This is a genomic window from Pseudomonas sp. GL_139_B, assembly GCF_057834475.1.
In genome coordinates this window covers 4,215,992-4,242,415 of sequence record NZ_CM174403.1, presented here as the reverse complement: position 1 = coordinate 4,242,415, position 26,424 = coordinate 4,215,992, and the positions used below count along the sequence as shown (strand labels likewise).

At 58.4% G+C, this 26,424-nt stretch carries 16 protein-coding genes; 10 read left to right on the top strand and 6 right to left on the bottom strand.

The genetic code is table 11. The annotated features are described in order from the left end of the window. Window positions 1-16: 16 nt before the first annotated feature. Window positions 17-3,313, top strand: a complete 3,297-nt coding sequence (locus AC3ISI_RS19400) for a DEAD/DEAH box helicase (protein WP_489333369.1) — start codon at window positions 17-19, stop codon at window positions 3,311-3,313. Between the two features lie 145 nt (window positions 3,314-3,458). Here the strand turns inward: AC3ISI_RS19400 and AC3ISI_RS19395 are convergent, their stop codons facing one another. The 3 genes from AC3ISI_RS19395 to mfd are packed head-to-tail and all read right to left on the bottom strand — an operon-like array spanning window position 3,459 to window position 10,190. After that, window positions 3,459-6,152: an SNF2-related protein gene (locus AC3ISI_RS19395; RefSeq protein WP_489333368.1), complete on the bottom strand. Its 2,694-nt coding sequence runs from the start codon at window positions 6,150-6,152 to the stop codon at window positions 3,459-3,461. Window positions 6,153-6,163: 11 nt separating this feature from the next. Further along, the gene (locus AC3ISI_RS19390; protein WP_489333367.1) at window positions 6,164-6,730 is read right to left on the bottom strand and encodes a CsiV family protein; all 567 of its coding nucleotides are present in this window, start codon (window positions 6,728-6,730) and stop codon (window positions 6,164-6,166) included. A gap of 10 nt (window positions 6,731-6,740) precedes the next feature. Continuing rightward, window positions 6,741-10,190: a transcription-repair coupling factor gene (mfd, locus tag AC3ISI_RS19385; protein ID WP_489333366.1), complete on the bottom strand. Its 3,450-nt coding sequence runs from the start codon at window positions 10,188-10,190 to the stop codon at window positions 6,741-6,743. A gap of 363 nt (window positions 10,191-10,553) precedes the next feature. Between mfd and AC3ISI_RS19380 the strand changes: the two genes are divergently transcribed. The 5 genes from AC3ISI_RS19380 (at window position 10,554) to AC3ISI_RS19360 (ending at window position 18,593) form a co-directional block, all read left to right on the top strand. After that, window positions 10,554-12,017 (top strand): glyceraldehyde-3-phosphate dehydrogenase, encoded by a 1,464-nt coding sequence (locus tag AC3ISI_RS19380; RefSeq protein ID WP_489333365.1) that lies wholly within the window; start codon window positions 10,554-10,556, stop codon window positions 12,015-12,017. A gap of 528 nt (window positions 12,018-12,545) precedes the next feature. Next, window positions 12,546-13,751 carry an HlyD family secretion protein gene (locus tag AC3ISI_RS19375; protein ID WP_489333364.1) on the top strand — a complete coding sequence of 402 codons (1,206 nt, stop codon included), beginning with the start codon at window positions 12,546-12,548 and terminating at the stop codon, window positions 13,749-13,751. After that, window positions 13,748-14,992 carry a hypothetical protein gene (locus AC3ISI_RS19370; RefSeq protein ID WP_489333363.1) on the top strand — a complete coding sequence of 415 codons (1,245 nt, stop codon included), beginning with the start codon at window positions 13,748-13,750 and terminating at the stop codon, window positions 14,990-14,992. Before AC3ISI_RS19375 ends, AC3ISI_RS19370 begins: the two co-directional genes overlap by 4 nt. Before the next feature lies 1 nt (window position 14,993). Next, the gene (locus AC3ISI_RS19365) at window positions 14,994-17,144 is read left to right on the top strand and encodes a glycosyltransferase family 2 protein (RefSeq protein ID WP_489333362.1); all 2,151 of its coding nucleotides are present in this window, start codon (window positions 14,994-14,996) and stop codon (window positions 17,142-17,144) included. A 9-nt stretch (window positions 17,145-17,153) separates the two neighbouring features. Then, window positions 17,154-18,593 carry an efflux transporter outer membrane subunit gene (locus AC3ISI_RS19360; RefSeq protein WP_489333361.1) on the top strand — a complete coding sequence of 480 codons (1,440 nt, stop codon included), beginning with the start codon at window positions 17,154-17,156 and terminating at the stop codon, window positions 18,591-18,593. A 120-nt stretch (window positions 18,594-18,713) separates the two neighbouring features. On the opposite strand, the gene AC3ISI_RS19355 is transcribed toward AC3ISI_RS19360, so the two are convergent. After that, window positions 18,714-20,015, bottom strand: coding sequence for an MFS transporter (locus AC3ISI_RS19355; protein ID WP_489333360.1), 1,302 nt, complete (start codon window positions 20,013-20,015; stop codon window positions 18,714-18,716). 405 nt (window positions 20,016-20,420) lie between these two features. On the opposite strand from AC3ISI_RS19355, the gene AC3ISI_RS19350 reads away from it, so the two are divergent. Both AC3ISI_RS19350 and sthA read left to right on the top strand, forming a co-directional pair. Further along, the gene (locus AC3ISI_RS19350) at window positions 20,421-21,407 is read left to right on the top strand and encodes an FAD:protein FMN transferase (RefSeq protein WP_489337753.1); all 987 of its coding nucleotides are present in this window, start codon (window positions 20,421-20,423) and stop codon (window positions 21,405-21,407) included. 198 nt (window positions 21,408-21,605) lie between these two features. Next, window positions 21,606-23,000, top strand: a complete 1,395-nt coding sequence (sthA, locus tag AC3ISI_RS19345) for a Si-specific NAD(P)(+) transhydrogenase (protein WP_007984277.1) — start codon at window positions 21,606-21,608, stop codon at window positions 22,998-23,000. 42 nt (window positions 23,001-23,042) lie between these two features. Here the strand turns inward: sthA and AC3ISI_RS19340 are convergent, their stop codons facing one another. Together AC3ISI_RS19340 and AC3ISI_RS19335 are read right to left on the bottom strand one after the other, a co-directional pair. Then, the gene (locus tag AC3ISI_RS19340; RefSeq protein ID WP_489333359.1) at window positions 23,043-23,765 is read right to left on the bottom strand and encodes a glycerophosphodiester phosphodiesterase; all 723 of its coding nucleotides are present in this window, start codon (window positions 23,763-23,765) and stop codon (window positions 23,043-23,045) included. Window positions 23,766-23,779: 14 nt separating this feature from the next. Continuing rightward, window positions 23,780-24,358, bottom strand: a complete 579-nt coding sequence (locus AC3ISI_RS19335) for a PilZ domain-containing protein (RefSeq protein ID WP_489333358.1) — start codon at window positions 24,356-24,358, stop codon at window positions 23,780-23,782. A gap of 94 nt (window positions 24,359-24,452) precedes the next feature. Here AC3ISI_RS19335 and AC3ISI_RS19330 point away from each other — a divergent pair, with 94 nt between their 5' ends. Then, window positions 24,453-25,703, top strand: a complete 1,251-nt coding sequence (locus AC3ISI_RS19330; RefSeq protein WP_489333357.1) for a lipoprotein-releasing ABC transporter permease subunit — start codon at window positions 24,453-24,455, stop codon at window positions 25,701-25,703. Window positions 25,704-25,710: 7 nt separating this feature from the next. Then, the gene (lolD, locus tag AC3ISI_RS19325; protein ID WP_489333356.1) at window positions 25,711-26,394 is read left to right on the top strand and encodes a lipoprotein-releasing ABC transporter ATP-binding protein LolD; all 684 of its coding nucleotides are present in this window, start codon (window positions 25,711-25,713) and stop codon (window positions 26,392-26,394) included. Window positions 26,395-26,424: the final 30 nt, after the last annotated feature.

The following is a 26,424-nucleotide window of genomic DNA, read 5'->3' as shown; positions in this document are numbered from 1 at the left end:
AATAAGCATCGAGTGTATGTCGGCAATCATCGAGAAACTTCAACAGCTGCTATGGGCGGATGAGTTCAGTCATCGTGCCCTCGACAAGGCGCGTAGATACGCCCATGAGCATCGGGTGAAAATCCTCGAGCTTGATGATGTGTTGGTTCGGGCGACCTGCAGGGGCTCTGAAGGTAACGTCTACGAACAGCACATCGAACTGATTGAAGATGCCAATGGCGATTTTGAGTTGGACTGCTCTTGCTCATGCCCCGTAGTGATTGATTGCAAACATTGCGCAACCGTTATTTATCACTTGCAGGACCTTCCGGTCGCGGCGCCTGACAGTTCTGACCCTGTTCACCTGAACCGTGAACTGGAGCGCTGGCTTGACGGAATTCCTTCTACAAGCAATGCCGCCGATGAGCCGGCGCAGGTAACGAGTACGCGTCTGTTTTACAAGCTCCGGGCAACGCCCACTGCCGGGAAATGGACGCTGGAAATTTTCAAGGCCCGTCAGCTCAAGGACAGCCGCCTGCAAGACATCAAATCGGTGTACTCGCTGTCGGATATGCTTATTCGGCAACCCGGTTACTTGACTGAACTGGATCTGCGCATCGCCAGGCTGGTGGTCGCTGTTCACTCCCATCATGCCTATTACGCCGGCTATCCCTTGGAAGGCAGCAGTGGCGCTGAACTCATTGAAATGCTGTTGCGAACTTCGCGCCTTTTCCTCGATCTCGAACAGCCACAACCTTTAACGCCAGGAATGAGAAGAACCGGCCAATTTATCTGGGCCGAACAGGCCAACGGCAGTTTTCGCCCGCAATGGGGTAGCGACGAAGCCTCGGTGGAAACGATCCTGGCCCTGGAACCCTTGTACTATCTGGATCGCGAGCGTCTGCAAATTGGATCACTGTTCAGTGAACTCGACGAAAAGCTGGCTTGCCACTTGTCCTTGGCTCCCGATATTCCGGCGCGGCAGGCGATGCAGTTCAGCCATCGGATGAGCGCCGCAACGCGGGTAGCTCCGGCACCCCATGCGCTGACGGAGCGGATCATCGACGGCATTTTTCCTGAGGCTCACCTGATCCTCGCCAGCGGCAAGCGCTACATCCGCTGGCAGCACGAGCCCGAGCACCGTGCGGCATTGGTGTTTACCTACAACGGCCAACCGACGTCGGACCGGAACCCGGAAGTGTTGATCCTTTCCGGGACGGAAACCCAGCGTATCCAGCGCAACCCCGTCGCCGAAAAAGCCTTGCGCCAGGCCCTGCAAAAACACGGTTTTAAAAAGGCTACGCGTAAAAGCAGCCTGGACCGTCCAGGCGAAATGTTCACCCTGCCGGATGATACCGCCTGGCTTGCCTTTGCGCAGGACGGGGTCCCGGCACTGCGGGCGAAAAACTGGCTGATCGATATCAGCGATAACTTTCACTTCAACTTGCAGCCAGTGGAAGAGTGGTATGCCGAGGTCGAGGAAGAGTCGGGCCACCACTGGTTTGATCTACAACTAGGGATCGTCGTCAGCGGTGAGCGCCACAGCCTGTTGCCGATCTTGCTGCATTTGCTGCGCACCCAGCCACAGCTGATGGCCCCCGAAAGCCTGGCTCAACGTAACGATGATGAACAACTGCTGATCGAACTTGGCGCCGGGAATTCAGGTGGCAAGCCCCGAAGCAAAGTGGCGCTGTCCTACGGCCGGATTAAACCGTTGATGGCCACCCTTGGCGAGTTGTATCTGGGATCGCATCAGGGCGATTCGTTGCGCTTGAGTACTCCGGATGCTGTGCGCCTGAGTTTGCTGGAAGGCGTTCCGCTGGTCTGGCAGGGCGGAGAGCGGCTGCGCAGTTTTGCGCAACGAATGCGAGAGTCGACCCATGCTCAAGTCTCGGCACCTGTGGGTCTCATGGCGACATTGCGACCGTATCAGCTTGAAGGCCTGAACTGGATGCAAACCCTTCGCGAGTTAGAGGTCGGCGGCATCCTGGGCGACGACATGGGGCTGGGGAAAACCCTGCAAACCCTGGCGCATTTGCTGACGGAAAAGCAGGCCGGGCGACTTGATCTTCCGGCGCTGGCCGTAATGCCCACCAGCCTGATTCCGAACTGGCTCGACGAAGTGGCGCGCTTTACCCCGCAATTGAAGGTCCTGGCGCTGCATGGCTCCGCCCGGCAAAAAGATTTTGCCAGTCTTGCTGAATACGATTTGGTGTTGACCACCTACGCGCTGCTGCCTCGGGATCTGGAAGTTTTGCAGCCGCAAATCTGGAGCGTGCTGATTCTCGATGAGGCGCAGAACATCAAGAATCCTGCCAGTAAAGCTGCTCAAGCAGCCCGCGACCTACAAGCCTGCCAGCGATTATGTCTGTCCGGCACACCGATGGAAAACCACCTCGGCGAACTGTGGTCCCAGTTTCACTTTTTACTGCCGGGTTGGCTTGGCGACAGCAAATCCTTCAATCGTGACTACCGCACACCGATCGAGAAGCACGCAAATAGTGAGCGGATGCAACATCTCACGGCTCGGATAAAACCCTTTCTGCTACGCCGCAAGAAAGACCAGGTAGCAACCGAACTACCGCCAAAAACCGAGATTGTGCATTGGGTTGATCTCAGCGATGGGCAGCGGGATGTGTATGAAACCGTTCGCGTCGCGATGGACAAGAAGGTACGTGACGAAATCGCCCTCAATGGCGTTGGACGCAGTCAAATCATCATCCTTGACGCGTTACTCAAGCTGCGCCAGGTGTGCTGCGATCTGCGCCTTATCAAAACGCCGCTCACGACAAAGGTCCTTCGTTCTGGCAGTGGGAAACTGGTCAGCTTGATGGAGATGCTGGAAGAGTTGCTCAGTGAGGGTCGCAAGATTTTACTGTTTTCGCAGTTTACGTCGATGCTCGCCTTGATTGAGGAGGAGTTGCAGCAGCGTGGTCTCGATTACTCGTTGTTGACCGGTGATACGACGGATCGGCGCACGCCGGTCAAAGACTTCCAGAGTGGTAAAGTGCCGCTGTTTCTGATCAGTCTGAAGGCCGGCGGTACAGGTCTGAACCTGACAGCGGCGGACACGGTGATCCATTTCGATCCTTGGTGGAATCCGGCGGTGGAGAATCAGGCGACCGACCGTGCCTACAGGATTGGGCAAAACAAGCCGGTGTTTGTTTACAAGCTGATTGCTCGGGGCACAGTGGAGGAGAAAATTCAGGCTTTGCAGCAGGAAAAGGCCGCTTTGGCGGGTGCTGTGCTTGAAGGCGGGATGACCGGAGGATGGAAGCTTGAGCAGACTGAGATTGAGGCGCTGTTTGCGCCGCTGCCCAACTCCAAGTCCTGACAGTGGGGTTCTTCAGTGATGGCCCCTTCGCGAGCAGGCTCGATCCCACAGTAGATCTATAGCGTTCCCATCATGGTGGGCAATCGCAGATCCAAATGTGAGAGCGAGCCTGCTCGCGATGGCAATGTATTTGGCAGCAAAAGTCTCAGCGTTTTTCCAACTTATCCGGCAACGGCGCAAACAGCGCTTCAATATCATCACTCTGCAACTTCCAGTCCCCCGTCTTGCGTCCATCCAGAACACCGGCGGCCAGGTCGGATTTTTCTTTTTGAAGATGCTGAATCTTTTCTTCGACCGTGCCTCGGGCAATCAGCTTGTAGACGAACACCGGCTTCTCTTGACCGATACGATATGCCCGGTCAGTCGCTTGATTCTCCGTTGCGGGGTTCCACCACGGATCGTAGTGAATCACCGTATCCGCTTCGGTCAGGTTCAAACCAACACCGCCAGCCTTCAAACTGATGAGAAAAATCTGACGCTTGCCGCTCTGAAAGTCCTTCACCGGTGCGCGTCGGTCGCGAGTCTGGCCGGTCAGCAGCGCATACTCAACGCCACGCTTCGTTAGCTCGACCTCGATGAGTGCCAGCATTGACGTGAATTGCGAGAACAACAGAATCCGTCGGCCTTCCTCGAATAACTCCTCAAGCATTTCCATCAAACTGTCGAGTTTGCCCGATGTGCTGCCTCGAGTTGGCAGGACGGCATCGTTGACCAGGCGCAAATCGCAACACACCTGACGCAGCTTTAGCAACGCCTCAAGAATAATGATCTGGCTGCGCGCCACGCCTTTGCGGGTGATCTCGTCGCGGACTTTCTTGTCCATCGCCAGACGCATGGTTTCGTACACGTCGCGCTGCGCTTCGTTGAGTTCGACCCAGTGAATGATCTCGGTCTTCGGCGGCAATTCCGTCGCGACCTGTTCCTTGGTCCTGCGCAGCAGAAACGGTTTGATCCGACCGTTGAGGTGTTGAAGTCTGACTTCACTGGCGCGCTTTTCAATTGGCACGCGGTAATCGCGGTTGAAGCTTTTCACATCGCCGAGCCAGCCGGGCAGCAGGAAGTGGAACAGCGACCACAACTCACCCAAGTGGTTTTCCAGCGGTGTACCACTGAGGCACAAACGCTGACGCGCATTCAGCTCGCGCGCCGCCTGCGCCGCCTTGCTGTTGGGGTTTTTGATGTACTGCGCTTCATCCAGTACCAGCACGTGCAGAGGCTGCGCGGCGAGGCGTTCGACGTCCTTGGGCAGCAGCGCGTACGTGGTCAGGATCAGGTCGTAGTCGGCCAACTGGTCGAAATGCTTTTTGCGACTGGCGCCGTACAGCGCCAACACTTTGAGTTGCGGCGTGAAGTGCGCTGCTTCGTCGAGCCAGTTCGGGATCAGGCTGGTGGGCATCACCACCATGCACGGCCGATCGAGGCGTCCGGCATTTTTCTCAGTAAGAACATGCGCCAAGGTTTGTAGGGTTTTGCCCAAGCCCATGTCGTCCGCGAGAATCCCGCCGACTTCCAGTTGCCGCAGCGACTGCATCCAGCTCAAGCCTTCAAGCTGATAGGGGCGCAGGGTTGCGTTCAAACCCTCAGGTGCGGTTGCGGTGTAGTCTTTGATATCGCGTAAACGCTGGGCAAAGGTGCGGATCTGCTCGCCACCCTCCCAGAGCAGCGGCATGTCTTCCAGCGGATTCAGGCGCGTGGCATCGGCATTGCTCAGGCGCAGCGTGGTTTCGCCGGGTTCTTGCAGATAGAACTCGCCGAGCGTCGCCAGTACTGGCTTCAAGCGGCCGAAGGGCAGGGCGACTTGCAGCGGGCCGTACTCGGAATTCGGGCGATTGGGGATGTTCACCAGAATCAGTTCGTCGTCGCGACGTCGGGCGAGGCGTTCCGGGTTGAGAATTTCGGTGTGAGAGCGCATCAGGTTCAACAGGATCGGCAGCAAGCTCAGGCGCTCGCCGTTGACGATGATCCCCAGTTCCAGATCAAACCAGTCACGCTCCGGCACCTGCTCGACAGTGGCGTACCAGTCGTCTACGGCGGTCAGGTCGAAACCGAAGTCTTCGTCGATCTGCAGCTCCCAACCTTGGGTGCGCAACTTCGGCAGCTCATTAAGGGTGAACGTCAGCCAGGCGCTGTCGTTCACCATCTCGTAGAGTTCGCCGGCACTTTCCGGCAAGGCTTTGCTTTGCCGGGTGGCAATCTTGAAGCCGAGAATGCGTAACTGTTCCCTGTAGGTCTGTTCGACATCCGGGTGGCGTTTTATCCGCAGCGTCTGGGTTTCCTGGCGGATCAGAATGTCGGCGTTCTTTTGTCCGCAAACGTATTCGTCCAGATAGCTGAAAGACAACGCCGCGCGATGCTGAATGTAACGCTGCATTTTGCCGTTGCGCGGTTCGAAAGCGCTGAACTCGATACTCGCCAGCCACAGGCGCGGCACTGGCTGTACGTTATCCACAAGCACTTGCGGTGGTGCTTTCGGGCTGCGATTTTCCAGTACGGCCTGAAGCTTTTCCAGCAGCTCGGCATCTTGCGCAGCCGCGGGATAGGCCAGTGTTTCCTGTACTTTCAGCAGTACCGCCGCGCAGTGTTTGCAGTTACTGCGAACCGGGCAGGTGCAGGTCGCATCGACCATCAGCAAGGTGGCTTTGGCCGACTCACGCAGACGAATGGTCTGACGGTAAACGTTGCCGCCAGAGCCTTCGCACGCAGCGGTAATCGTGGCGTCACCGACCTCGACGATCCTGACACGATTCTCCAGCGCGTAGCGGCGGCCACGCTCCAGGCTCTGTTCTTTGAATCGGCTGACCCAGGAAGGTGCCAGGGGTTTACTCAGGGTCGAGGGCATAGGGACTTCAATCAGTCCGGTATTTCATCGGGGACTGGCCGAGGCGCAGGTGCTGTGAGCGAGGTGATCTTGATCAACAGGCCGAGGTGGCCGTTGTCGAGGAAGTTCAGCTGGCCGTTTTTGGTATGGCTTTCTTGCTTGAGGCGTTCGCTGGCGGTGACCGTGCCGTTGCCATCGATCTGGTTGACCCAGAAATCGGCGTCGACGTCGGTGAAGCGCCCCAGCTTCAGGTTCAAGGTGCCCTCGATCGGGAACTGACCGTATTGTTCCTTGCCGTCGCTGATCGCGATTTTGCTGTCTTGTTCGCCGAGGTTTTGTTGCCAGGCCTTGTGCAGTAACACAGTGTAGTCAGCGCTGGCGGTGAGTTTTTCCACTTCGCCATTCAGGCTCGGCGTGCGCAGGCTGTCTTTGCTGATGGGTTGGGCGCCGGAAGCCCAGTCTTCCGGTGCCGCGCGGCTGACGATAGCGGGTACGGCGTTTTGCCGGACCAGAATCATTTCAATCTGATACAGATCATCGGCAAACGCCGTGGGTGCGACCAATGTTGTCAGCAAGGTCAGTAAACGAAACAGGCGCATGCGGCGTCCTTCAAGCAGTTTTCGGGATAAGGAGCTCAAGCAGCGCCTCTACTGTATTAAAACGTTCTTCCGGACGCTCCATCGGCACCATGAATTTAAACATCGTGGCACCTTCGAATTTGTAGCGTTTGGGCTGGCCCTGGATCAGTTTGATCAGCGTCAGCGGATCGACTGGCGTCTGTGCCGCAAACTCGATGCGACCACCTTGCGGGCCGCCGTCGACTTTCTTGATGCCCAGCAATTCAGCCTGCAACTTCAGCGCCGTGATGCGGATCAGGTTCTTGGTCGGCTCTGGTAGCAGGCCGAAACGGTCGATCATTTCTACTTGCAAGTCCTTGAGGCCGTCTTCATCGGTGGCCGAAGCGATGCGTTTGTAGAGAATCAATCGAGCGTGAACGTCTGGCAAATAGTCTTCGGGAATCAACGCCGGTACGCGCAGGTTGACTTCCGGACCACCGCCCAGCGGCTGATCAAGGTTCGGCTGCTCGCCTTTGCGGATCGACTTCACCGCGCGCTCGAGCATTTCCATGTACAGCGTAAAACCAACCGCCTGGATCTGCCCGCTTTGACCATCGCCCAACAGCTCGCCAGCGCCACGGATTTCCAGGTCATTGGTGGCAAGCACGAAGCCTGCGCCGAGGTCCTGGGTGTTGGCGATCGCTTCCAGACGCTTTTCCGCATCCGGGGTAATTTGCTGGCGCGGCGGCGTCAGCAGGTACGCATAAGCCTGGTGGTGGCTACGACCGACACGGCCGCGCAACTGGTGCAACTGCGCCAGGCCGAACTTGTCGGCACGCTCGATGATGATCGTGTTGGCGCTCGGCACGTCGATGCCGGTCTCGATGATGGTCGAGGCGATCAGCACGTTGAAGCGCTTGTGGTAGAAGTCGCTCATCACCTGTTCGAGTTCACGCTCGCGCATCTGCCCGTGGCCAATGCCGATCCGTGCTTCCGGCACCAGTTCGGCGAGGTCGGCGGCGCATTTTTCGATGGTTTTCACGTCGTTGTGCAGGTAGTAAACCTGGCCGCCACGCAGCAATTCACGCAGCAGGGCCTCTTTGACCGTGCTCTTGTTCTGCTCCATGACGAAGGTCCGCACCGACAGGCGACGGGCCGGCGGGGTAGCGATGATCGACAGGTCGCGCATGCCCGACACGGCCATGTTCAGCGTGCGTGGAATCGGCGTGGCGGTCAGGGTCAGGATGTCGACTTCACTGCGCAGGGCCTTGAGCTGTTCCTTCTGACGTACACCAAAGCGGTGTTCTTCGTCGATGATGACCAGCCCGAGATTTTTGATCTTCACATCATCTTGCAACAGCTTGTGCGTACCGATCACGATGTCGATCTTGCCTTCGGCGAGGTCCGCGACCGCAGCGTTCACTTCCTTGGTCGACTTGAAGCGGCTCATCACTTCCACGGTCACCGGCCAATCGGCGAAGCGGTCGCGGAAGCTGTTGTAGTGTTGTTGGGCGAGCAGGGTAGTTGGCACCAGAATCGCTACCTGCCGACCGCCATGCACCGCGATGAAGGCTGCGCGCATCGCGACTTCGGTCTTGCCGAAACCGACGTCGCCGCAAACCAGCCTGTCCATAGGCTTTGGCGCGAGCATGTCGGCGCGTACCGCATCGATGGTGGTTTGCTGGTCCGGGGTTTCTTCGAACGGGAAACCGGCACTGAACGTCGCGTAGTCAGCTTTTGGATCTTCGAAGGCATAGCCTTCGCGGGCGGCGCGACGGGCATAAATGTCGAGTAATTCTGCTGCGACGTCGCGCACCTGTTCGGCGGCTTTGCGTTTGGCTTTTTGCCAGGTTTCGGAACCGAGACGGTGCAGCGGGGCCAAGGCATCGTCGCTGCCGGTGTAGCGCGCAATCAGGTGCAGGTTGGCCACCGGCACGTACAACTTGGCGCCTTCGGCGTATTGCAACGTGAGGAATTCGGCGGCCTGATCGTCGATTTCCAACGTGGCCAGCCCGAGGTAGCGACCGACGCCGTGATCGATGTGCACCACCGGCGCGCCTTCGCGCAGTTCGGTGAGGTTCTTGATGACTGCATCGTTGTTGGCGTCGGCGCGTTTTTCGCGACGACGACGCTGCATCACGCGCTGACCGAACAACGGACTTTCGGCCACCAGCGCCAGGGCCGGATTGTCGAGCACCAGGCCTTCGTCGAGCGGGGCGATGGTGATTGCCAAACGTTCTTTGCTCGCGACGAAGTCTGGCCAGCTGTCGACGGTTTTCGGTCGCAGCTTCAGGCGTTCGAGCAACTCCAGCAACACTTCGCGACGGCCCGCCGACTCGGCGGTGAACAGCACGCGTCCAGGGAATTCGTCAAGGAAACCCGCCAGTGCCGCCAATGGCTGAGTGGCCTTGGCTTCGATGGCCAGGTTGGGCAGTTCCCGCGCCGGGAAACGCTCGCGGCCGACACCGGTTTCCACGTCCTGCTGACTGGCCACCACACGCGGCCAGTTTTTCAGGCGGGCAAAGCAATCCTCCACCGGCAGGAACAACTCGGCCGGCGGTAATAAAGGACGAGACGGATCGACGCGGCGCTCTTCATAGCGGTTGCGCACGTCGTTCCAGAAATTCTCCGCCGCCTGCTCGATGCCTGGCAGGGAGAACACTTGAGTGTCCTGCGGCAGGTAATCGAACAGCGTGGAGGTTTCGTCGAAGAACAGCGGCAGGTAGTACTCGATACCGGCCGGTGTAATCCCGCTGCTCAGGTCCTGAAAGATCGGGCAGCGGCGGAAGTCGACGTCGAAGCGTTCACGGAAGCGTGCCTTGAAGCGGGTGACCGCATCTTTTTGCAGTGGGAATTCCCGCGCTGGTAACAGGCGGACGGTGTCGACTTTATCGATGGAACGCTGGTTTTCCGGATCGAACGTGCGCAGCGTTTCGATTTCGTCATCGAACAGGTCGATGCGGAACGGCAGTTTGCTGCCCGTCGGAAACAGGTCGATCAGCGAGCCGCGCACAGTGAACTCGCCATGCTCGTACACCGTGTCGACGTAGCGATAACCGCTGGCTTCGAGCCGGGTACGCATTTGTTCGACGTCGAGCTTTTGGCCAACATCCAGCACCAGGCTGCTACCCAGCAGGAACTTGGTCGGGGCCAGGCGATGCAGGGCCGTGGTGATCGGCACCACCAGAACGCCATGGCTCAGCTCCGGCAGCCTGTAAAGGGCGGCGATGCGCTGGGAAATAATGTCCTGATGCGGCGAAAACAGATCGTAGGGCAGGGTTTCCCAGTCCGGAAAATGCAGTACGGGCAAATCCGGGGCGAAGAAACTCAGCTCCTGTTCCAGCCGTTCGGCACTTTGGCTGTCGGCGGTCAGCAGCAGGGTAAAGCGCTTGGCAGCGCTGGCAGCCTCGGCGATGGCCAGGCTGAGGGCGGCACCGGGCAGGTTGCCCCAATGCTGTTTACCTGCCGCGGCAGGGAGAAGCGGTAGACGCAGAACGGGCACGGAAGGTTGAGCTCCAAGCGTTGCGACAAAGTCGGTAATTGTAGCGGTCCCGGGTGCCGCCTGTCAGTTGCAGACTGTGTCTATTACGCAGGTTTGGCGAAATGTAGTGGTAAAGACAAAATTCACCGGATTTTTACTGAAAATTGCTGAATATGTAGTGGCAAAACCAATCGGTGTTACGGAGGGTTACGGACAAGCTGGCGTTGTCTCCAAAAAATTGACTGCGCTGTAAGCCGCGGTTTTATTGGGCTTTAGCGGGGCGTGATTTTTTTGAACAGGAAATTGTTACGGATCGCACGACAAGCGCGCATTGCTACGGGAGGGAGTCGGCGGCATAATGTAGCCCCTTTTTTCTGCCCCTACATGTGGAAGGTTCCCGTGACTCAGAAGCCCGACCAGTGTCTTGGTGAATGGATCGACCGTGAAGCACTCGCAGAAGCGATGATTCCGCTTATCGGTCAGCTCTACCGCAATAACAACGTGGTGAGCTCGATCTATGGCCGCAGCCTGATCAACCGTTCAGTCATTGCGATTCTCAAAGCTCACCGCTTTGCCCGTCATCGTCAGTCCGATGACAGCGAATTGTCCGTCCACGAAACATTCCCGCTGCTCAAAGCGATGAGCGAGCTCAAGCTCGGCGCCGCTTCGGTAGACCTGGGCAAGCTTGCGGTCAAGTTCAAGGCCGAAGGCAAAGGTCGCACCGCAGAGCAGTTCGTCCGTGAAGAACTGGCTGACGTCGTTGGTCAGCAGAACGTTGCCGCACGCAAAGGCACCGACGTTGTCCTGTACGGCTTCGGTCGTATCGGTCGTCTGCTGGCGCGTATCCTGATCGAGAAAACCGGTGGTGGCGACGGCCTGCGTCTGCGCGCCATCGTTGTCCGCAAGGGCGCCGAGAACGACCTGGTCAAGCGTGCAAGCCTGCTGCGTCGTGACTCGGTTCATGGTCCGTTCGACGGCACCATCACCATAGATGAAGCCAACAGCACCATCACCGCCAACGGCAACCTGATTCAGGTTATCTACGCGAAGAACCCGACTGAAGTGGATTACACCCAGTACGGCATCAAAGACGCGCTGCTGGTGGACAACACCGGTGTATGGCGTGACGCCGAGGGCCTGGGTCAACACCTGGCGTGCCCGGGTATCGACCGCGTTGTTCTGACCGCGCCGGGTAAAGGCAAGCTGAAGAACATCGTTCACGGCATCAACCACGGTGAAATCACCGCTGACGACAAGATCGTTTCCGCCGCTTCCTGCACCACCAACGCCATCGTGCCGGTGCTCAAAGCTGTGAACGACAAGTTCGGCATCATTAATGGTCACGTTGAAACCGTTCACTCGTACACCAACGACCAGAACCTGATCGACAACTTCCACAAAGGCGATCGTCGTGGCCGTAGCGCCGCGCTGAACATGGTCATCACCGAGACCGGTGCTGCCACTGCTGCTGCCAAGGCACTGCCTGAACTGGCCGGCAAGCTGACCGGTAACGCGATCCGCGTTCCGACGCCAAATGTGTCGATGGCCATTCTCAACCTGAACCTTGAGAAAGCCGCTACCCGCGAAGAGATGAACGAGTACCTGCGCTACATGGCGCTGCACTCCGATCTGCATAAGCAAATCGACTACGTCAACTCGCAGGAAGTGGTTTCCACCGACTTCGTTGGCTCGCGCCACGCAGGCGTCGTGGATGCTGAAGCAACCATCACCCAAGACAACCGCGTTGTTCTGTACGTTTGGTACGACAACGAATTCGGTTACAGCTGCCAGGTGGTACGCGTGATGGAAGACATGGCCGGTGTAAACCCGCCTGCGTTCCCGCGCTAAGCGTTAGCTGCACATGAAAACGCCCCGACTTCGGTCGGGGCTTTTTTTTGTCGGTTACTTATATCGTTTTAATCTTTACGATCAAAATACAAGCGTTATCTCATCACCGGCTCAAAGTTCCATTGGTTAAAAAAAATAAAAACTCCCTATAAAAATAAGTAGTTGTCGACTGATAGTTGTTTACTTGCAAAAGCGGATCCAATTCAGTGTGCGCTACCTATTTGACGTCATTTAATTGCCTCATCCAAATGCTTGACACTCTGAAGCACTGAATCTAGTGTCGCCAATGACAACGCCCGCTCTGTCTCGGGCTTTGTAAGTCTTTCGGTCTCTGCGCGTTACAGCAATTCCCCAACAAGACAGGAATCTCATTCCTGCTCACATCACTATAAATCCAAGTAAATCTGCGTCGGCTTAGTTGCCGTCCATCACATCTATTTCGTATTGCTCGCCCTGCCAAAAGTGTCTCGCGGTCACGGCCTGCTGTTGCCTGACTTTTATGCGGTTGGTCTATCGGGAGAGTAGAACATGGCTGAAGAACGCTCGCGGTTACTGTCACTGTTACCCCGCCTGGTGGGATTGGGAGTTCTTGGGTTTGTCATCTGGCTACTGTTGTCGACGTTATTGATGCCCTTGGTGTCGGCCTCCGCTACGCGGGCTATTTTGAATGCCCCGGTGATTCTGCTGACAACACCGATTGACGGTGTGGTGAGTGCATTGGACGTCAAGCCCGGTGCGACATTTGTTCAGGGCCAGAAGATTGCGGTTGTAGAAAATCCCCGGGCGAATCAGGAAACCTTGCTGACCCTGCAAACGCGACGACTGACGCTTGAGCAGCAGTTGTCATCCTCGGCCAGTCAGGCCGATCACGATCAGCAGTATTACGAGGCGCTTGAGAAAACCAGTCAGCAGTATCAATCCGCGTTCCATACTCGCCAGCTGTTCACCCAAAAAGCCCTGAAAGCCGAGAACAGTGCGGCCAGTGCGCGGCTGAAAGATGCTCAAGAAACGGTCGAACGCAATCTTGAGTTGTTCGTTCAAGGCGCGGTAAGTGGCGCAGTGGTTGCCTCGTCGAAAGCCCAGCTTGCGTCCTTGCAGGGGGCGGCCGAGTCGGTGCGTTCGCAATTGCGGATCAATGACGGCGATGTCAGTGCCGCCAACCAGCAGGTCTACCTCGATCCCGACCAACTGCGCATGTTCGACCTCAGCGCCCAAATGACCACGCTGAAACTCAGTCTGGATAATCAGGCGCGCAATCGTGCGACCTATCAGCGCGAACTCGATAACCTCAACCAGCTGATTGAAACGGAACAGAACCGGGTCAAGCTGATGGCCGGTTACGATGTCGTGGCGTATTCGCCGGGCACCGTTCAGGAACTGTTGGCACCGCAGGGCACGCTCGTACAGGCTGGCTCGACGTTGCTGCGCGCCACCGATTGCGGGCAGAGCTATGTGATTGCGGTGTTCCCCGAACGCATGGCCAGCAAGATTGATCGTGACAGTGTGCTGACCGTGAAAATCCGCGGCCTCGATGAGCCGCTCAAGGCGAGTGTGGTGCAGTTGTTGTCTAGCGCTTCTGACATTCGCGCCAACACCTACAGCGTGCCGTTTCCCTATGCCGAGCAGAACTCGGTGTACGTAGTCGGGACCTTTTCCGCGGACCTGACGGATAGCCAGCGCGCCATGACCTGCAATCCGGGATTGTGGGCAAGCGCCGAGGTGTCGAGGCCATGAGTCGCGTCTTGCGAGGTATCGTCGGTGCGATTCTGATGAGCAGCGCAGCCTGTGCACTGTCGGCACAAGCCCGGCCGCAACTGGCGGCGATGACTTGCGCGGCGTTGGATCGAGCCGTGACATCGCAACCGGCGGGTCCGGTGCTGGTCGCCAGTTATCCATCACTCAATGGCCAGCCTGCGCCGATTCTGGCCCTGCGCGGCGTGGCGTTCACCTACGACAACGCCCTGGCCAGCATTGCGTTGTTTGCCTGCGGTAAGGCCGAGTCCGCGCGGCGGATTGCCGATGCCTTGGCATTCGCCACCAATCACGATCCCGAATATCAGGACGGACGCCTGCGCAATGCCTACGCTGCCGGTCCGGTGGCGGCGCCGTCGATGAAATTGCCGGGTTATTGGAGTATCGAGCGCAATGCCTGGAATCAGGATGCCTACCAGGTCAGCAGCGCCACGGGCAATCAGGCCTGGGCAGCCCTGGCGTTGTTGGAGGCATTTCGACAAAGCGGTGAGCCGTCTTACCTTGAGGCGGCGCGAAGAGCCTTGCAGTGGTCGCAAAAAAACACCTACGACGGGCAATCGCCAGCAGGCTTCAGTGGCGGTTATTACGGGTACTTCTCCAAGCAGATCCAGCAGAACTGGAAGTCCACCGAGCATAACGTCGACCTCGCCGCTGCTTGGTCGGCCCTTGATGCGGTGGCGCCGAATCAGGGATCGGCGCAGCAGGCGCAGATCGCTCGGCAATTTGTTTCAAGCCAGTGGGACGCTGGGGAAGGGCGCTTTCTGATCGGCACCGGGGCGGACGGTCAGACGTCCGACCGTGTGCGCTCAGGGCTGGACGCGCAGATCTGGCCGTTGATTGCCTTGCACGATCCACCCAAGGATTGGCGTCGGGTCTTCACATTCATTGATCACGCTCACCGTGCGGGCGATGGCTACGGTTTCAACCGCGACCCCGACGGCTTATGGACCGAAGGCACGGCGCAAGCCGCTGCCGTCGCGCAATTGAGCGGCATGAGTGACAAGGCGCAACCGCTATGGAGCGTATTGCTCGCCCAAGAGGCTAGCAACGGCTGGCTATTTGCAACACCGGCAACGCGGATCAGTACCGGGCTGGCCATAGGCCCGGACTCCGTCACCAACGACTTTTTCTATTACCACCTGCCTCATTTGGGCGCCACGGCGTGGGCGGCGATCGCAGCCACCGGCGTCAATCCCTTTACCGGTTCGCTAGAGGCTGACTGACATGCAGGCACTTGACTCGCTGCAACTACTGCAAATCAACTTCTGGACGCTGGCGGTGGTGATTCTGTTCACCTGCCTGACGCACCGCGACCAATGGGCCGCGCGTGCGGGGTTCGGCGCCGTCACTGCCTTGTTGTTGGTCAACTACGCGGCCTGGCGGATTCGCGACACTCTGCCCGACGGCCATTCCGGGTTTGCCACGGTCTGGGCATACACCTTTTTATTTTTTGAAATGTTGGCGATCGGTTACACGCTGTTTTCCATCGTTGTCATGCTCTGTCGCTCGGATCACAGCAAGGACGCCGATGCGGGCGAACGGAGGCTGCGTACTCAGGGCGTGAAGTTGCCGGCAGTGGACGTGTTCATCGCTACGTACAACGAGGGTCTGGATATCCTCGAAAAAACCATTATTGCCGCCCAAGCCATCGACTACCCCAACTTCACCATTTGGGTTCTCGACGATACGCGCCGCGACTGGCTGCGCGATTACTGCGCCGAGGTCGGCGTGCAATACACGCGGCGTCCTGATAACGCCCACGCCAAGGCCGGTAACCTCAACAACGGCTTGCGCCAATCGGCGGCGGGCAGCAATGCCCCATACATTCTGGTGCTCGACGCCGACTTCGCGCCGCAGCAACCGATCCTCATGCGCACCCTTGGCCTGTTCGACGATCCGAAAGTCGGCCTGGTGCAGACGCCGCAGTTCTATTACAACCCCGATCCGATTCAACACAACCTGGGCACGTCGGATTGCTGGGTCGATGAGCAACGGGTGTTTTTCGATGTGTTTCAACCGGCGAAGGACGGTTGGGATGCGGCGTTTTGTGTCGGCACGTCGTTTGTGGTGCGGCGCGATTTGATCAACGAAATCGGTGGTTTTCCTACAGGTTCGGTTTGCGAAGACATCTACACCACCTACCGATTGCTGCAAAAAGGCTACGTCACGCGCTGGCTGAACGAGCGACTGTCGATTGGTTTGTCGGCAGAAGGCCTGACCGAATACATCAACCAGCGCGGGCGCTGGTGCCTGGGCACCATTCAGGTGGCGCTGCTCAAGGATGGGCCGTTGCGCGGTGGCGGCTACACGCTTAATGACCGGTTGCACTACATCCACGGGCTGATGCATTGGTTTTCCAAGCCGTTCATTTTGATGATGCTGGTTTCGCCAGTGTTGTATTGGTACTTCGGCATCGCCGGGTTCTACGCCAACCCGGTCGATTTTCTTGCTTTCGGCATGCCGGCGCTGATTGCGTTCTGGGGGTACGGGACGTGGGTCACGGACCGGCGCACCTTACCGATTTTCACCGAGGTCACGCAGATCGTCGCCTCCCTGGCCGTTACCGCCACTATCGCCAGCGCCATGATCCGGCCGTTCGGGCGGCCGTTCAAAGTCACCGCCAAAGGCCTTGATCGGACAAAGACGATGGTTCACTGGAACCTGTTCGGCTTCTTTTTCGCCCTGACCCTGTTTTCTCAGATTGGCGCTTACGTTGCCATCAGCACGGCCGCGGCGTTCGACGGCAATATGCTGTTCAACCTCTGTTGGACGGTGGTCGCGCTGGTCTACAACCTGGCGACGCTGGTCGCGTGTGTCGATCGTCCCAGGTTGCATGGCGAAGAGCGTTTCCCGTTCGACAAGCCCGCCGGGTTTCGTTTTGGCGGCAAAGTCCTCCCCGGTCGACTGGTGGATATTTCCCTCAGCGGTGCGTCGCTCAACTGCGCCTTTGCATCGTCGATCAAGCCGGGGCTGTGCGGCCAGATTTGGGTCGACAAACTGGGATGGCTCGACGTCGAAGTCATGCGCAATCACGGTGAGGATGAGCTGGGCTTGAGGTTTGCCGATCTCGATGAGGCGCTGCGGCGGCGGCTGATTGCGCGTCTGTTCAGTGACGCGTCGATCAACGTGGTCAGCAAGGCCGAGCCGGCGCTGGCGTTCGGCACTCTGCTGCGGCGATCGTTGCTCGGAGAAAAACGTCAGGTACCGCATTTGCCTGTGCAAGCCAAGACACCGACCTACACCCCCGTCACCCGGTGGCGGCCGGTCAGTGTTCGTTCGCGTAAGCAGCCACTGCCGCACATCAATGTCGGCCGCTCCAGCCTGTGGTCAGCGCTTCTTTCTCCCTTGCGAGCTTTGCTCGGTCAACGTTTTTAGGTGCGTGCCATGAACAGTTGCTTACCGACTACATGCTTCATGTCTCTGCTGCTGCTCGGCGGGTGTTCGTTGGAACCGACCTACGAAAAACCCGACGCCCCGATTGATCAACAGTGGCCGGCCAACACGGTGGGTGAATGTTGTGCCGGCAAGCAGGCATTCGATAAGGATTGGCGCGGTTTTGTGGTGGATGACCGTCTGCGTCAGCTGATCGAAATGGCCCTGACTAATAATCGCAGCCTGCGTCAGTTCGCGGCTGGCGTCGAAGAGTCGCGGGCCGGGTACGACAGCGCGCAGTCGGGGCTGTTTCCTACAATCGGCATCGACACTTACGCTGGACGTAGCAAGTTACCGCCGCTGGTGCGAACGCCAAACGGCGGCGACACCGCTGGCAGCATCGCCAACACCTTTCAGGCAACGGGTGGGTTTACGTCCTACGAGTTGGATTTTTTTGGTCGCATTCGCAGTCAGCGCAACGCCGCGGGCGCGCGTTTCGAAGCGTCCGAAGCGGATTATCAGACGGCGCGACTGGCGCTGATCGGCGAAGTCGCCAGCACTTGGTTGAGCCTCAAGGCCAATCAGCATTTGCTCGATCTTGCGCAGACGACCTATCAATCCCAGGACCGCTACGGACAGCTGCTGCGCAAGAGTTTCAACTTGGGCTCCAGCGCGCGAATCGACGTTCACCAGGCGGATGCGCAAACCAACACGGCGGCGGTACAGGTCAACACGTACCGGATGCAAGTGGCGCAAAACATCAATGCGTTGCGGGTGCTGGTGGGTCAACCGGTACCGGCGAACTTGTTGCCGACCGGTGAATTGGGCCAGCAGTTGGCGACGCTTGACGTGCCGGCCGGCTTGCCATCCTCACTGGTCGAGCGCCGTCCCGACATCATGTCTGCCGAAGCGCAGTTGCGTGCGGCCAATGCGGACATCGGCGCAGCGCGTAGCGCGTACTTTCCAACCTTTTCCCTGACGTCCGCGTTGGGCAGCCTGACCGGGGATTTCTCCCAGTTGCTCAGTGGTCCGGCCGAGTTCTGGTCCGTGGCGCTGGCCGGCTCAATGCCTTTGATCGATGGCGGCGCGCGGCGCGCGCAGGTGGACGCCAGCCATGCACGGTTCGATGGTCGGGCGGCGGCGTATGAAGCCACGGTGCAGAACGCCTTTCGCGAAGCGGCCGATGCGTTGAATGCACGGCAGGAAATGCTCACCCAGGTGCAATCCCAGAAAAAACTGGTGGGGGATTATCAGGAAGCTTATCGCCAGTCCCGCTTGCGCTTCGAGGCTGGGCTGGACAGCTATTTTTCGACGATGGACGCGCAGCGTTCGTTGTTTGATGCGCAGCAGAGATGGGCGCAATTGGAATTGGCGCGGGAGATTAATCAGGTGACGTTGTACAAGGCGCTGGGCGGGGGGTGGAGTCAGTCGCTGAAGATGGCGGATCGATGATCTAAGGTCTTATCGGGCCTCTTCACGAGCAAGCCCGCACACACAGGTTTTGGTGGTGTGAACACTCTTTGCAAACACCACCAAAACCGTGTGAGCTGACTTGCCCGCGAAGGCGATCTATCAGGCGCCGCCGCCTGCGACAGAGGCTTGCGCCGTACGCAGTTCATGTTTGTTGCCACGGAACAGCACCAGCGTCGCGATCAACCCCAACACCGCCGCGCCACTGAGCCAAATCCCTGGCGCAGCCTTGTTGTCCAGCACATGAATCAGATACGTACACGCCGCCGGGGTAAACCCACCGAAGGTCGCGGTCGCCAGGCTGTAGGCCAACGAAAAACCGGTTGTACGAACCTCCACCGGCATGATCTCGGTCAACGCTACCACCATGGCGCCGTTGTACGAGCCATACAGGAACGACAGCCACAACTCGACAATCAGCAAATGGCTGAAGCTCGGGTTCGCCACCAGCCACGACAGGGCCGGGTAAGCGGTGAGGATCGCCAGAATCGTCGCCGCCAACAGTAGGGGTTTGCGCCCGATCTTGTCGGATACGGAGCCCATCACGGGCAGCCAGAAGAAGTTCGACAGGCCGATGCACACCGTCACCAGCAGCGCATCCAGATCGGACAGGTGCAATTCGGCTTTGCCGAATGTCGGCGTGTAGGCGGTGATCAGGTAGAACGACACGGTGGTCATCACCACCAGCGCCATGCCAGCGATAACAATGCCGAAGTTTTGACTGATCGAACGGATGATGTCCCGCAGGGTAGGGCGGTGTTTACGCGCCTGGAACTCCGGCGTTTCTTCCAGCGAACGTCGAATGACGAAAATGACTGGCACGATCATGCAGCCGATCAGGAACGGCACGCGCCAGCCCCAGTCGCCCATTTGCTCCGGGCTGAGCCAGTGGTTCAAGCCGACACCCAGCAGGCCGGCGAACACCACCGCGGCTTGCTGACTAGCGGACTGCCAACTGACGAAAAAGCCTTTGCGACCTGGAGTGGAAATCTCGGCGAGGTACACCGACACGCCGCCCAATTCCACACCGGCCGAGAAGCCTTGCAGCAGTCGACCGAACAAAACGATCAGCGGCGCCGCGACACCCAGCGTGGCGTATCCCGGCACGCAGGCAATCAGCACCGTACCGGCAGCCATCATGGCCAGGGTGATGATCAAGCCTTTGCGACGGCCATGACGGTCGATGTAGGCGCCGAGGAAAATCGCCCCCAGCGGACGCATCAGAAAGCCGGCACCGAAAGTGGCCAGTGACAACATCAGGGAGGCGAAAGCGCTGTCGGCAGGGAAGAAGGTTTTGGCGATGGCCGTGGCGTAAAAGCCGTAGACCATAAAGTCGAACATCTCGAGAAAGTTGCCGCTGACAACGCGAAAAATCGCCTTGCCCTTACCCGTATTTGAGGACATTTGAACGTGCTCACTGTTGGCTGTCTTGTTGGAAATCCTTGGTCTAGACGCTTCCTCGCCGCCGCTTGAAGGGCAGGCTCCCTCGGCAAACGGTTTTGTAACGATATGTGTATGAGGATCGTTGGGCAACAACTAGTTAGCTTGCTGCTTAAACGATATAGCCATTACGCAGCATGGATTGCAGGTTTCAGTGAATAAATAATCAGCTACGACGCAGATCCGATGTGGGGGGCGAGCTTGCTCGCGATTGCGCTCTGTCAGTTGATATCAATGTCGCCAGATACACCGCTATCGCGAGCAAGCTCGCTCCCACAGTTCTATCGCATAATGGCTGATCTTGGCGTTGTGTCTGGGGTGGCTTGGGGGGAGTAGGAATTGTTGAATAGGTGGCAGGGTGTTTTCTTTTTGCTGTTCGGCGCGTTGTCAGGCTGCGGCAACAGCGACTCTATGGAAAGCTTCGGCGGCCCCACCATGGGCAGCACTTATTCGATCAAATACGTGCGCCGCGCGGGACTTCCAGCCCCGAAAGAGGTACAGACCGAAGTCGAAAAAATCCTTGCTGACGTCGATCAACAAATGTCGACCTATCGCAGCGACTCAGACATCGAGCGCTTCAATGATCTCCCCGCCAATCGCTGTCAGAAAATGCCCGCGCCCATCCTCAAATTGGTCCGTCTCGGTGAGCAGCTGTCAGAGCAAAGCGAAGGCTCCTACGACCTGACAGTAGAACCGCTGCTCAACCTGTGGGGATTTGGCCCGCAGGCGCGAGAGGAAAAAGTCCCGACCGTTCAAGCACTGACCGAAGTGCGGCAGCGCGTTGGTTACCAGCACCTGCGCATTGAAGGCGAACAGCTTTGTAAGGATGCCGCCGTCGAAGTTGACTTCAATAGCATCGCGGCCGGTTATGCCGTCGACACCATTGCCGCAAAACTCGACGCCATGGGCATCCACAATTATCTCGCCGAAGCCACTGGTGAGCTCAAGGCTGCCGGCAAAAAACTTGACGGTTCACCTTGGCGTGTTGCCCTCGAAGAGCCTCGGGATGATCAGCAGGTTGCGCAGAAAATTATCGCTGTCGACGGATATGGCGTGTCCACCTCCGGCGACTATCGCAACTATTTTCAGCAGGGCGGAAGGCGGTATTCCCACACCTTCGATGCGCGTACCGGTGCGCCGGTCCTACACGCTCTGGCGTCAGTCACGGTGATTCATCCTTCAGCGCTGATGGCTGATGGACTATCGACGCTGTTGCTGATTCTCGGCCCTGAACAGGGTTGGGACTATGCCCAGGCGCATGACATCGGTGCATTCTTTGTGATTCGTGCCGATACCGGTTTCGTCACACGAACCAACCAGGCTTTCGAGCGACTCAGTGGCGCAAAAACTGACTGAGGACAATACGAAAACTGGCGTTGTAGTGCAGGCAAAACTAGCCTACGACACGACCAAGGGTTAATGTGCGCGGCGTTGACGCTTCTATAGACTGTGTCCGGGTTCTGCATTGGCCCCAAATTGTTCCTTCACGCCACAGATCGGCGTGATTTAGCCGCAGGGTGCCGATGGCGCCGCGGCCTGTTCTGAGGAGTACGCATGGCTGTCTACAACTACGACGTGGTGGTGCTGGGTTCCGGCCCGGCGGGAGAAGGCGCGGCAATGAATGCCGCCAAAGCAGGGCGCAAGGTGGCGATGGTCGATAGCCGTCGTCAGGTCGGCGGCAACTGCACCCACTTGGGTACCATCCCGTCCAAGGCACTGCGTCACTCGGTCCGGCAGATCATGCAGTTCAACACCAACCCCATGTTCCGGGCCATTGGTGAGCCGCGCTGGTTCTCATTTCCGGACGTACTGAAAAGCGCCGAGAAAGTCATTTCCAAACAAGTCGCTTCGCGCACTGGTTACTACGCCCGTAACCGCGTCGACGTGTTCTTCGGCACCGGCAGCTTCGCCGACGAGCAAACCATCGAAGTGGTCTGCGCCAACGGTGTGGTCGAAAAGCTGGTGGCCAAACACATCATCATCGCCACCGGCTCGCGCCCTTATCGCCCGGCGGACATCGATTTCCACCACCCGCGTATCTACGATAGCGACACCATCCTCAGCCTCGGCCACACCCCGCGCAAACTCATCGTTTACGGCGCTGGCGTGATCGGTTGCGAGTACGCCTCGATCTTCAGTGGTCTGGGTGTACTGGTTGAGCTGGTGGATAACCGCGGTCAGTTGCTGAGCTTCCTCGACTCGGAAATTTCCCAGGCGTTGAGCTACCACTTCAGCAACAACAACATCACGGTTCGCCACAACGAAGACTACGACCGCGTCGAAGGCGTGGACAACGGTGTGATCCTGCACCTCAAGTCCGGCAAGAAGATCAAGGCCGATGCCTTGCTCTGGTGCAACGGTCGTACCGGTAACACCGATCAGTTGGGTCTGGAAAACATCGGCGTGAAGGTCAACAGCCGTGGCCAGATCGAAGTGGATGAGGCCTACCGCACCTGCGTACCGAACATTTACGGCGCCGGTGACGTGATTGGCTGGCCGAGCCTGGCGAGTGCCGCACATGACCAAGGTCGTTCGGCCGCCGGCAGTATCGTCGACAATGGCAGCTGGCGTTTTGTGAATGACGTTCCGACCGGTATCTACACCATTCCTGAGATCAGCTCGATCGGCAAGAACGAGCAGGAGCTGACGCAGGCCAAGGTGCCGTACGAAGTGGGCAAGGCGTTCTTCAAGAGCATGGCGCGGGCGCAGATTGCCGGTGAGCCTCAGGGCATGCTGAAGATCCTGTTCCACCGCGAAACCCTGGAAGTGCTGGGCGTTCACTGCTTCGGTTATCAGGCGTCGGAAATCGTGCACATCGGTCAGGCGATCATGAACCAGCCGGGCGAACTGAACACGCTGAAGTATTTCGTCAACACGACGTTCAACTACCCGACCATGGCTGAAGCCTATCGGGTAGCGGCGTACGATGGCCTCAACCGGCTTTTTTGAGCGGCTCCGGCCGGTGGCCTGAGCCGGCCGGGGAGACCGATTTCAGCAATTCTCGAGCGTGGCGCTGGCCAAACCGGGAAAGTCTGTAATCAGGCTGTCAACGCCGAAGTCGGCGAGTCTGCGCATTAGCGCGGGCTCGTTGACTGTCCACACCGATACATGCAGCCCCTGACGCTGCGCCTTCTGCAGGCGTTCCGGCGTACACAGCGTCCAGTTCAACGCCAGAATTTCACAGCCATAGCTTTGCGCAACCTTCAGCGGGTCGAGCCAGGCGTACTCGGCCACCAATCCGCGAGACACGTCCGGCACCAGGTCCAGCGCGGCCTTGAGCACTTCCCGTGAACTTGAGGTGATGGTGACTTTGTCGAGCAGGCCGAATCGCTGAGCCATTTCACGAATCGCCAGCACGGTTGTCGCCGCGCGGGTGCGTGAGGCGCTTTTGACTTCCAGTTGCCAGTGATCGAAGTCGCACTTCTCGAACAATTCTTCCAGCGTCGGGATCGGGCAGGGTTTGATCCAGCCTGGGCCGCCATTGCGCGCGTCATAAGTCACCAGATCGGCCGCCGTATGCTCGACGACCTTGCCGCGCCGCTCAGTGGTGCGCTTGAGTGTCGGGTCGTGGATGACCATCAGCTCGTTGTCCATGGACAGGTGCAGGTCCAGCTCGCAACGGCGTACGCCGTGCTTGAGGCATTCCTGAAAGCTGGTCAGGGTGTTTTCCGGTGCTTCGCCCTTGGCGCCGCGATGTCCGTAGATGAGGGTCACGGTTCTTCCTTAAATTAAATGCCTGATTCGTTTTCACGGGCCAGTCGTCGTTCCTGGGCCTGTTTCTGCAAAATGTAGCGGGCCAACAACTGCCGCTGAGCATCGGTCGGGCGTTCGAACTCGGTGCCGACATCAAAGCTGTCAGCCTTGCGATCGCAATGGATGACTCGGGCTCGCAGCAGCAGGCCGAGGGCTTGCGGCATCAGCACCAGCTTGACCGACAGGTGCGCGCCCACGGCGAGAGGCGTTGGATGCAGGAACTCGATGCCGCCTTCGGAAATGACCACGGGCTGGGGCTCGCCGATCTGCCCAAGCACAGTGATTGCGATCACCTGGCTCAGTAAATCGATGCGTTTGTTCTGGGATTTCAGGAATGCCGCGAGGTTGCGGTCGCGCTCACTGATCTGGCGTAAGAGGTGCTGCGACTCGAATTCGCTCAAGTGTAGCTCACTGAGCAAATTGAACAGTGGAGACGCATCCTGCAACACTTCCTGGCCTGCGACCTCGGGAGCAGACAGGGTCCGAATTTCCAGTGCGATCGTGTCCTCGATACGGTAGTATTCGCGGCGATCTTCTTCATCTAATGTCGACATGGCGAACCCATGGTAGCGGCGGTGGTCTGAGTGTAAAGCTGGTTATCGACCCCCGCCACAAGGACGTTCCTTTTCCCTCCGAACAAGCCCCGACATGTTCAGACCTCTCTTCGTATTTATTGGCACGCGTTATACCCGTGCAAAGCGTCGCAATCATTTTGTGTCGTTCATTTCCCTGACCTCGATGATCGGACTCGCCCTCGGCGTGGTGGTGATGATTGTCGTGCTGTCGGTCATGAACGGCTTCGATCATGAGATGCGCACCCGCGTGCTGGGCATGGTGCCCCACGCGACCATCGAGTCCGGTGAGCCGATCAGCGACTGGCAAAGTCTGGCGGCCAAGGTCAAGAAAAACTCGCAAGTGACGGCCGTAGCGCCGTTCACTCAGATGCAGGGTTTGCTGACCAACAACGGCAAAGTCTCCAAAGTCCTGCTCAATGCCATCGACCCTGCGCTGGAGCGCAACGTCTCGATCATTGATAACTTCATGCAGCAGGGCAAACTCGACGATCTGGTTCCGGGTGAATTCGGCATTGTCATCGGCGACAAGGCCGCGGCCAAGCTCGGCGCCGCCATCGGCGACAAGCTGACGTTTGTCGCGCCGGAAGTTACCGTGACCCCGGCCGGCATGTTCCCGCGCATGAAACGCTTTACCGTGGTCGGCATTTTCCATGTTGGCGCCGGTGAGCTGGACGGTTATCTGGGCATCACCAACTTGCAGGATCTGGCCCGGCTGCACCGCTGGAAACCGGATCAGGTGCAGGGCATTCGCCTGAAGTTCGACGACCTGTTCCAGGCGCCGCGCACCGCGTGGAGCATCGCCCAGCAGCTCGGTGAAGACCATTTCTACGCCCGCGACTGGACGCGCACCCATGGCAATCTGTATCAGGCGATCCGCATGGAAAAAGCCATGATCGGGTTGCTGTTGCTGCTGATCGTCGCCGTTGCTGCGTTCAACATCATTTCCACACTGGTGATGGTGGTGAACGACAAGAAGGGCGACATCGCAATTTTGCGCACATTGGGCGCAACGCCGCGCACGATCATGGCGATCTTCATGGTGCAGGGCACTGTCATCGGGGTGGTCGGGACACTGATTGGCGCCGCGGTCGGGATCTTCGCCGCGTTGAACGTCAGTGCCGCGATTTCGGCCCTCGAAGGCCTGATTGGCCATAAATTCCTCAACGCCGACGTGTACTTCATCGATTACCTGCCGTCGCAAGTGCAGAGCCAGGACGTCTTGATGGTCTGCGGCGCCGCGTTGGTCCTGAGTTTCCTCGCCACCCTGTATCCAGCCTGGCGTGCCGCGCGCACCCAGCCTGCGGAGGCGCTACGTTATGAGTGAGTCGGGTATGAGTGATAAAGCAATCTTGAGCTGCCGCAACCTGGGCAAATCCTACGAGGAAGGCCCTGAGTCGGTTGAGGTTCTGGCCGGTCTGCAACTGGAACTGCATCCGGGTGAGCGCGTGGCGATTGTCGGCAAGTCGGGCTCCGGCAAAAGCACCTTGCTCAATATGCTGGGGGGGCTTGATACGCCGACCAAGGGCAGCGTCTGGCTCGACGGTGAAGAACTCTCGGCGTTGAGCGAGAAAAATCGAGGCTTGTTGCGTAACCGCGCCCTCGGGTTCGTGTATCAGTTCCACCACTTGCTGCCGGAATTCACCGCGCTGGAAAACGTCTGCATGCCGTTGCTGATCGGCAAGACTGCGATCCCGCAAGCGCGTCAGCGTGCGACAGCGTTGCTGGAGCGGGTAGGGCTGGGTCATCGTCTGGAACACAAACCGGCCGAATTGTCCGGTGGTGAACGCCAGCGTGTGGCTATCGCTCGTGCCCTGGTGAACAATCCAGGCCTGGTGATGCTTGATGAGCCGACCGGCAACCTCGACTCCCACACCGCCCAGGGCATTCAGGATTTGATGCTGGAACTGAGCACGTCGATGCGCACTGCGTTCCTGGTGGTGACCCACGACATGAACCTGGCCCGTCAGATGGATCGCGTCCTGCATTTGCAGGAAGGTTGCCTGACACCCATCTGAATGAGCGAAACCCGACGTACCGGACGGTAC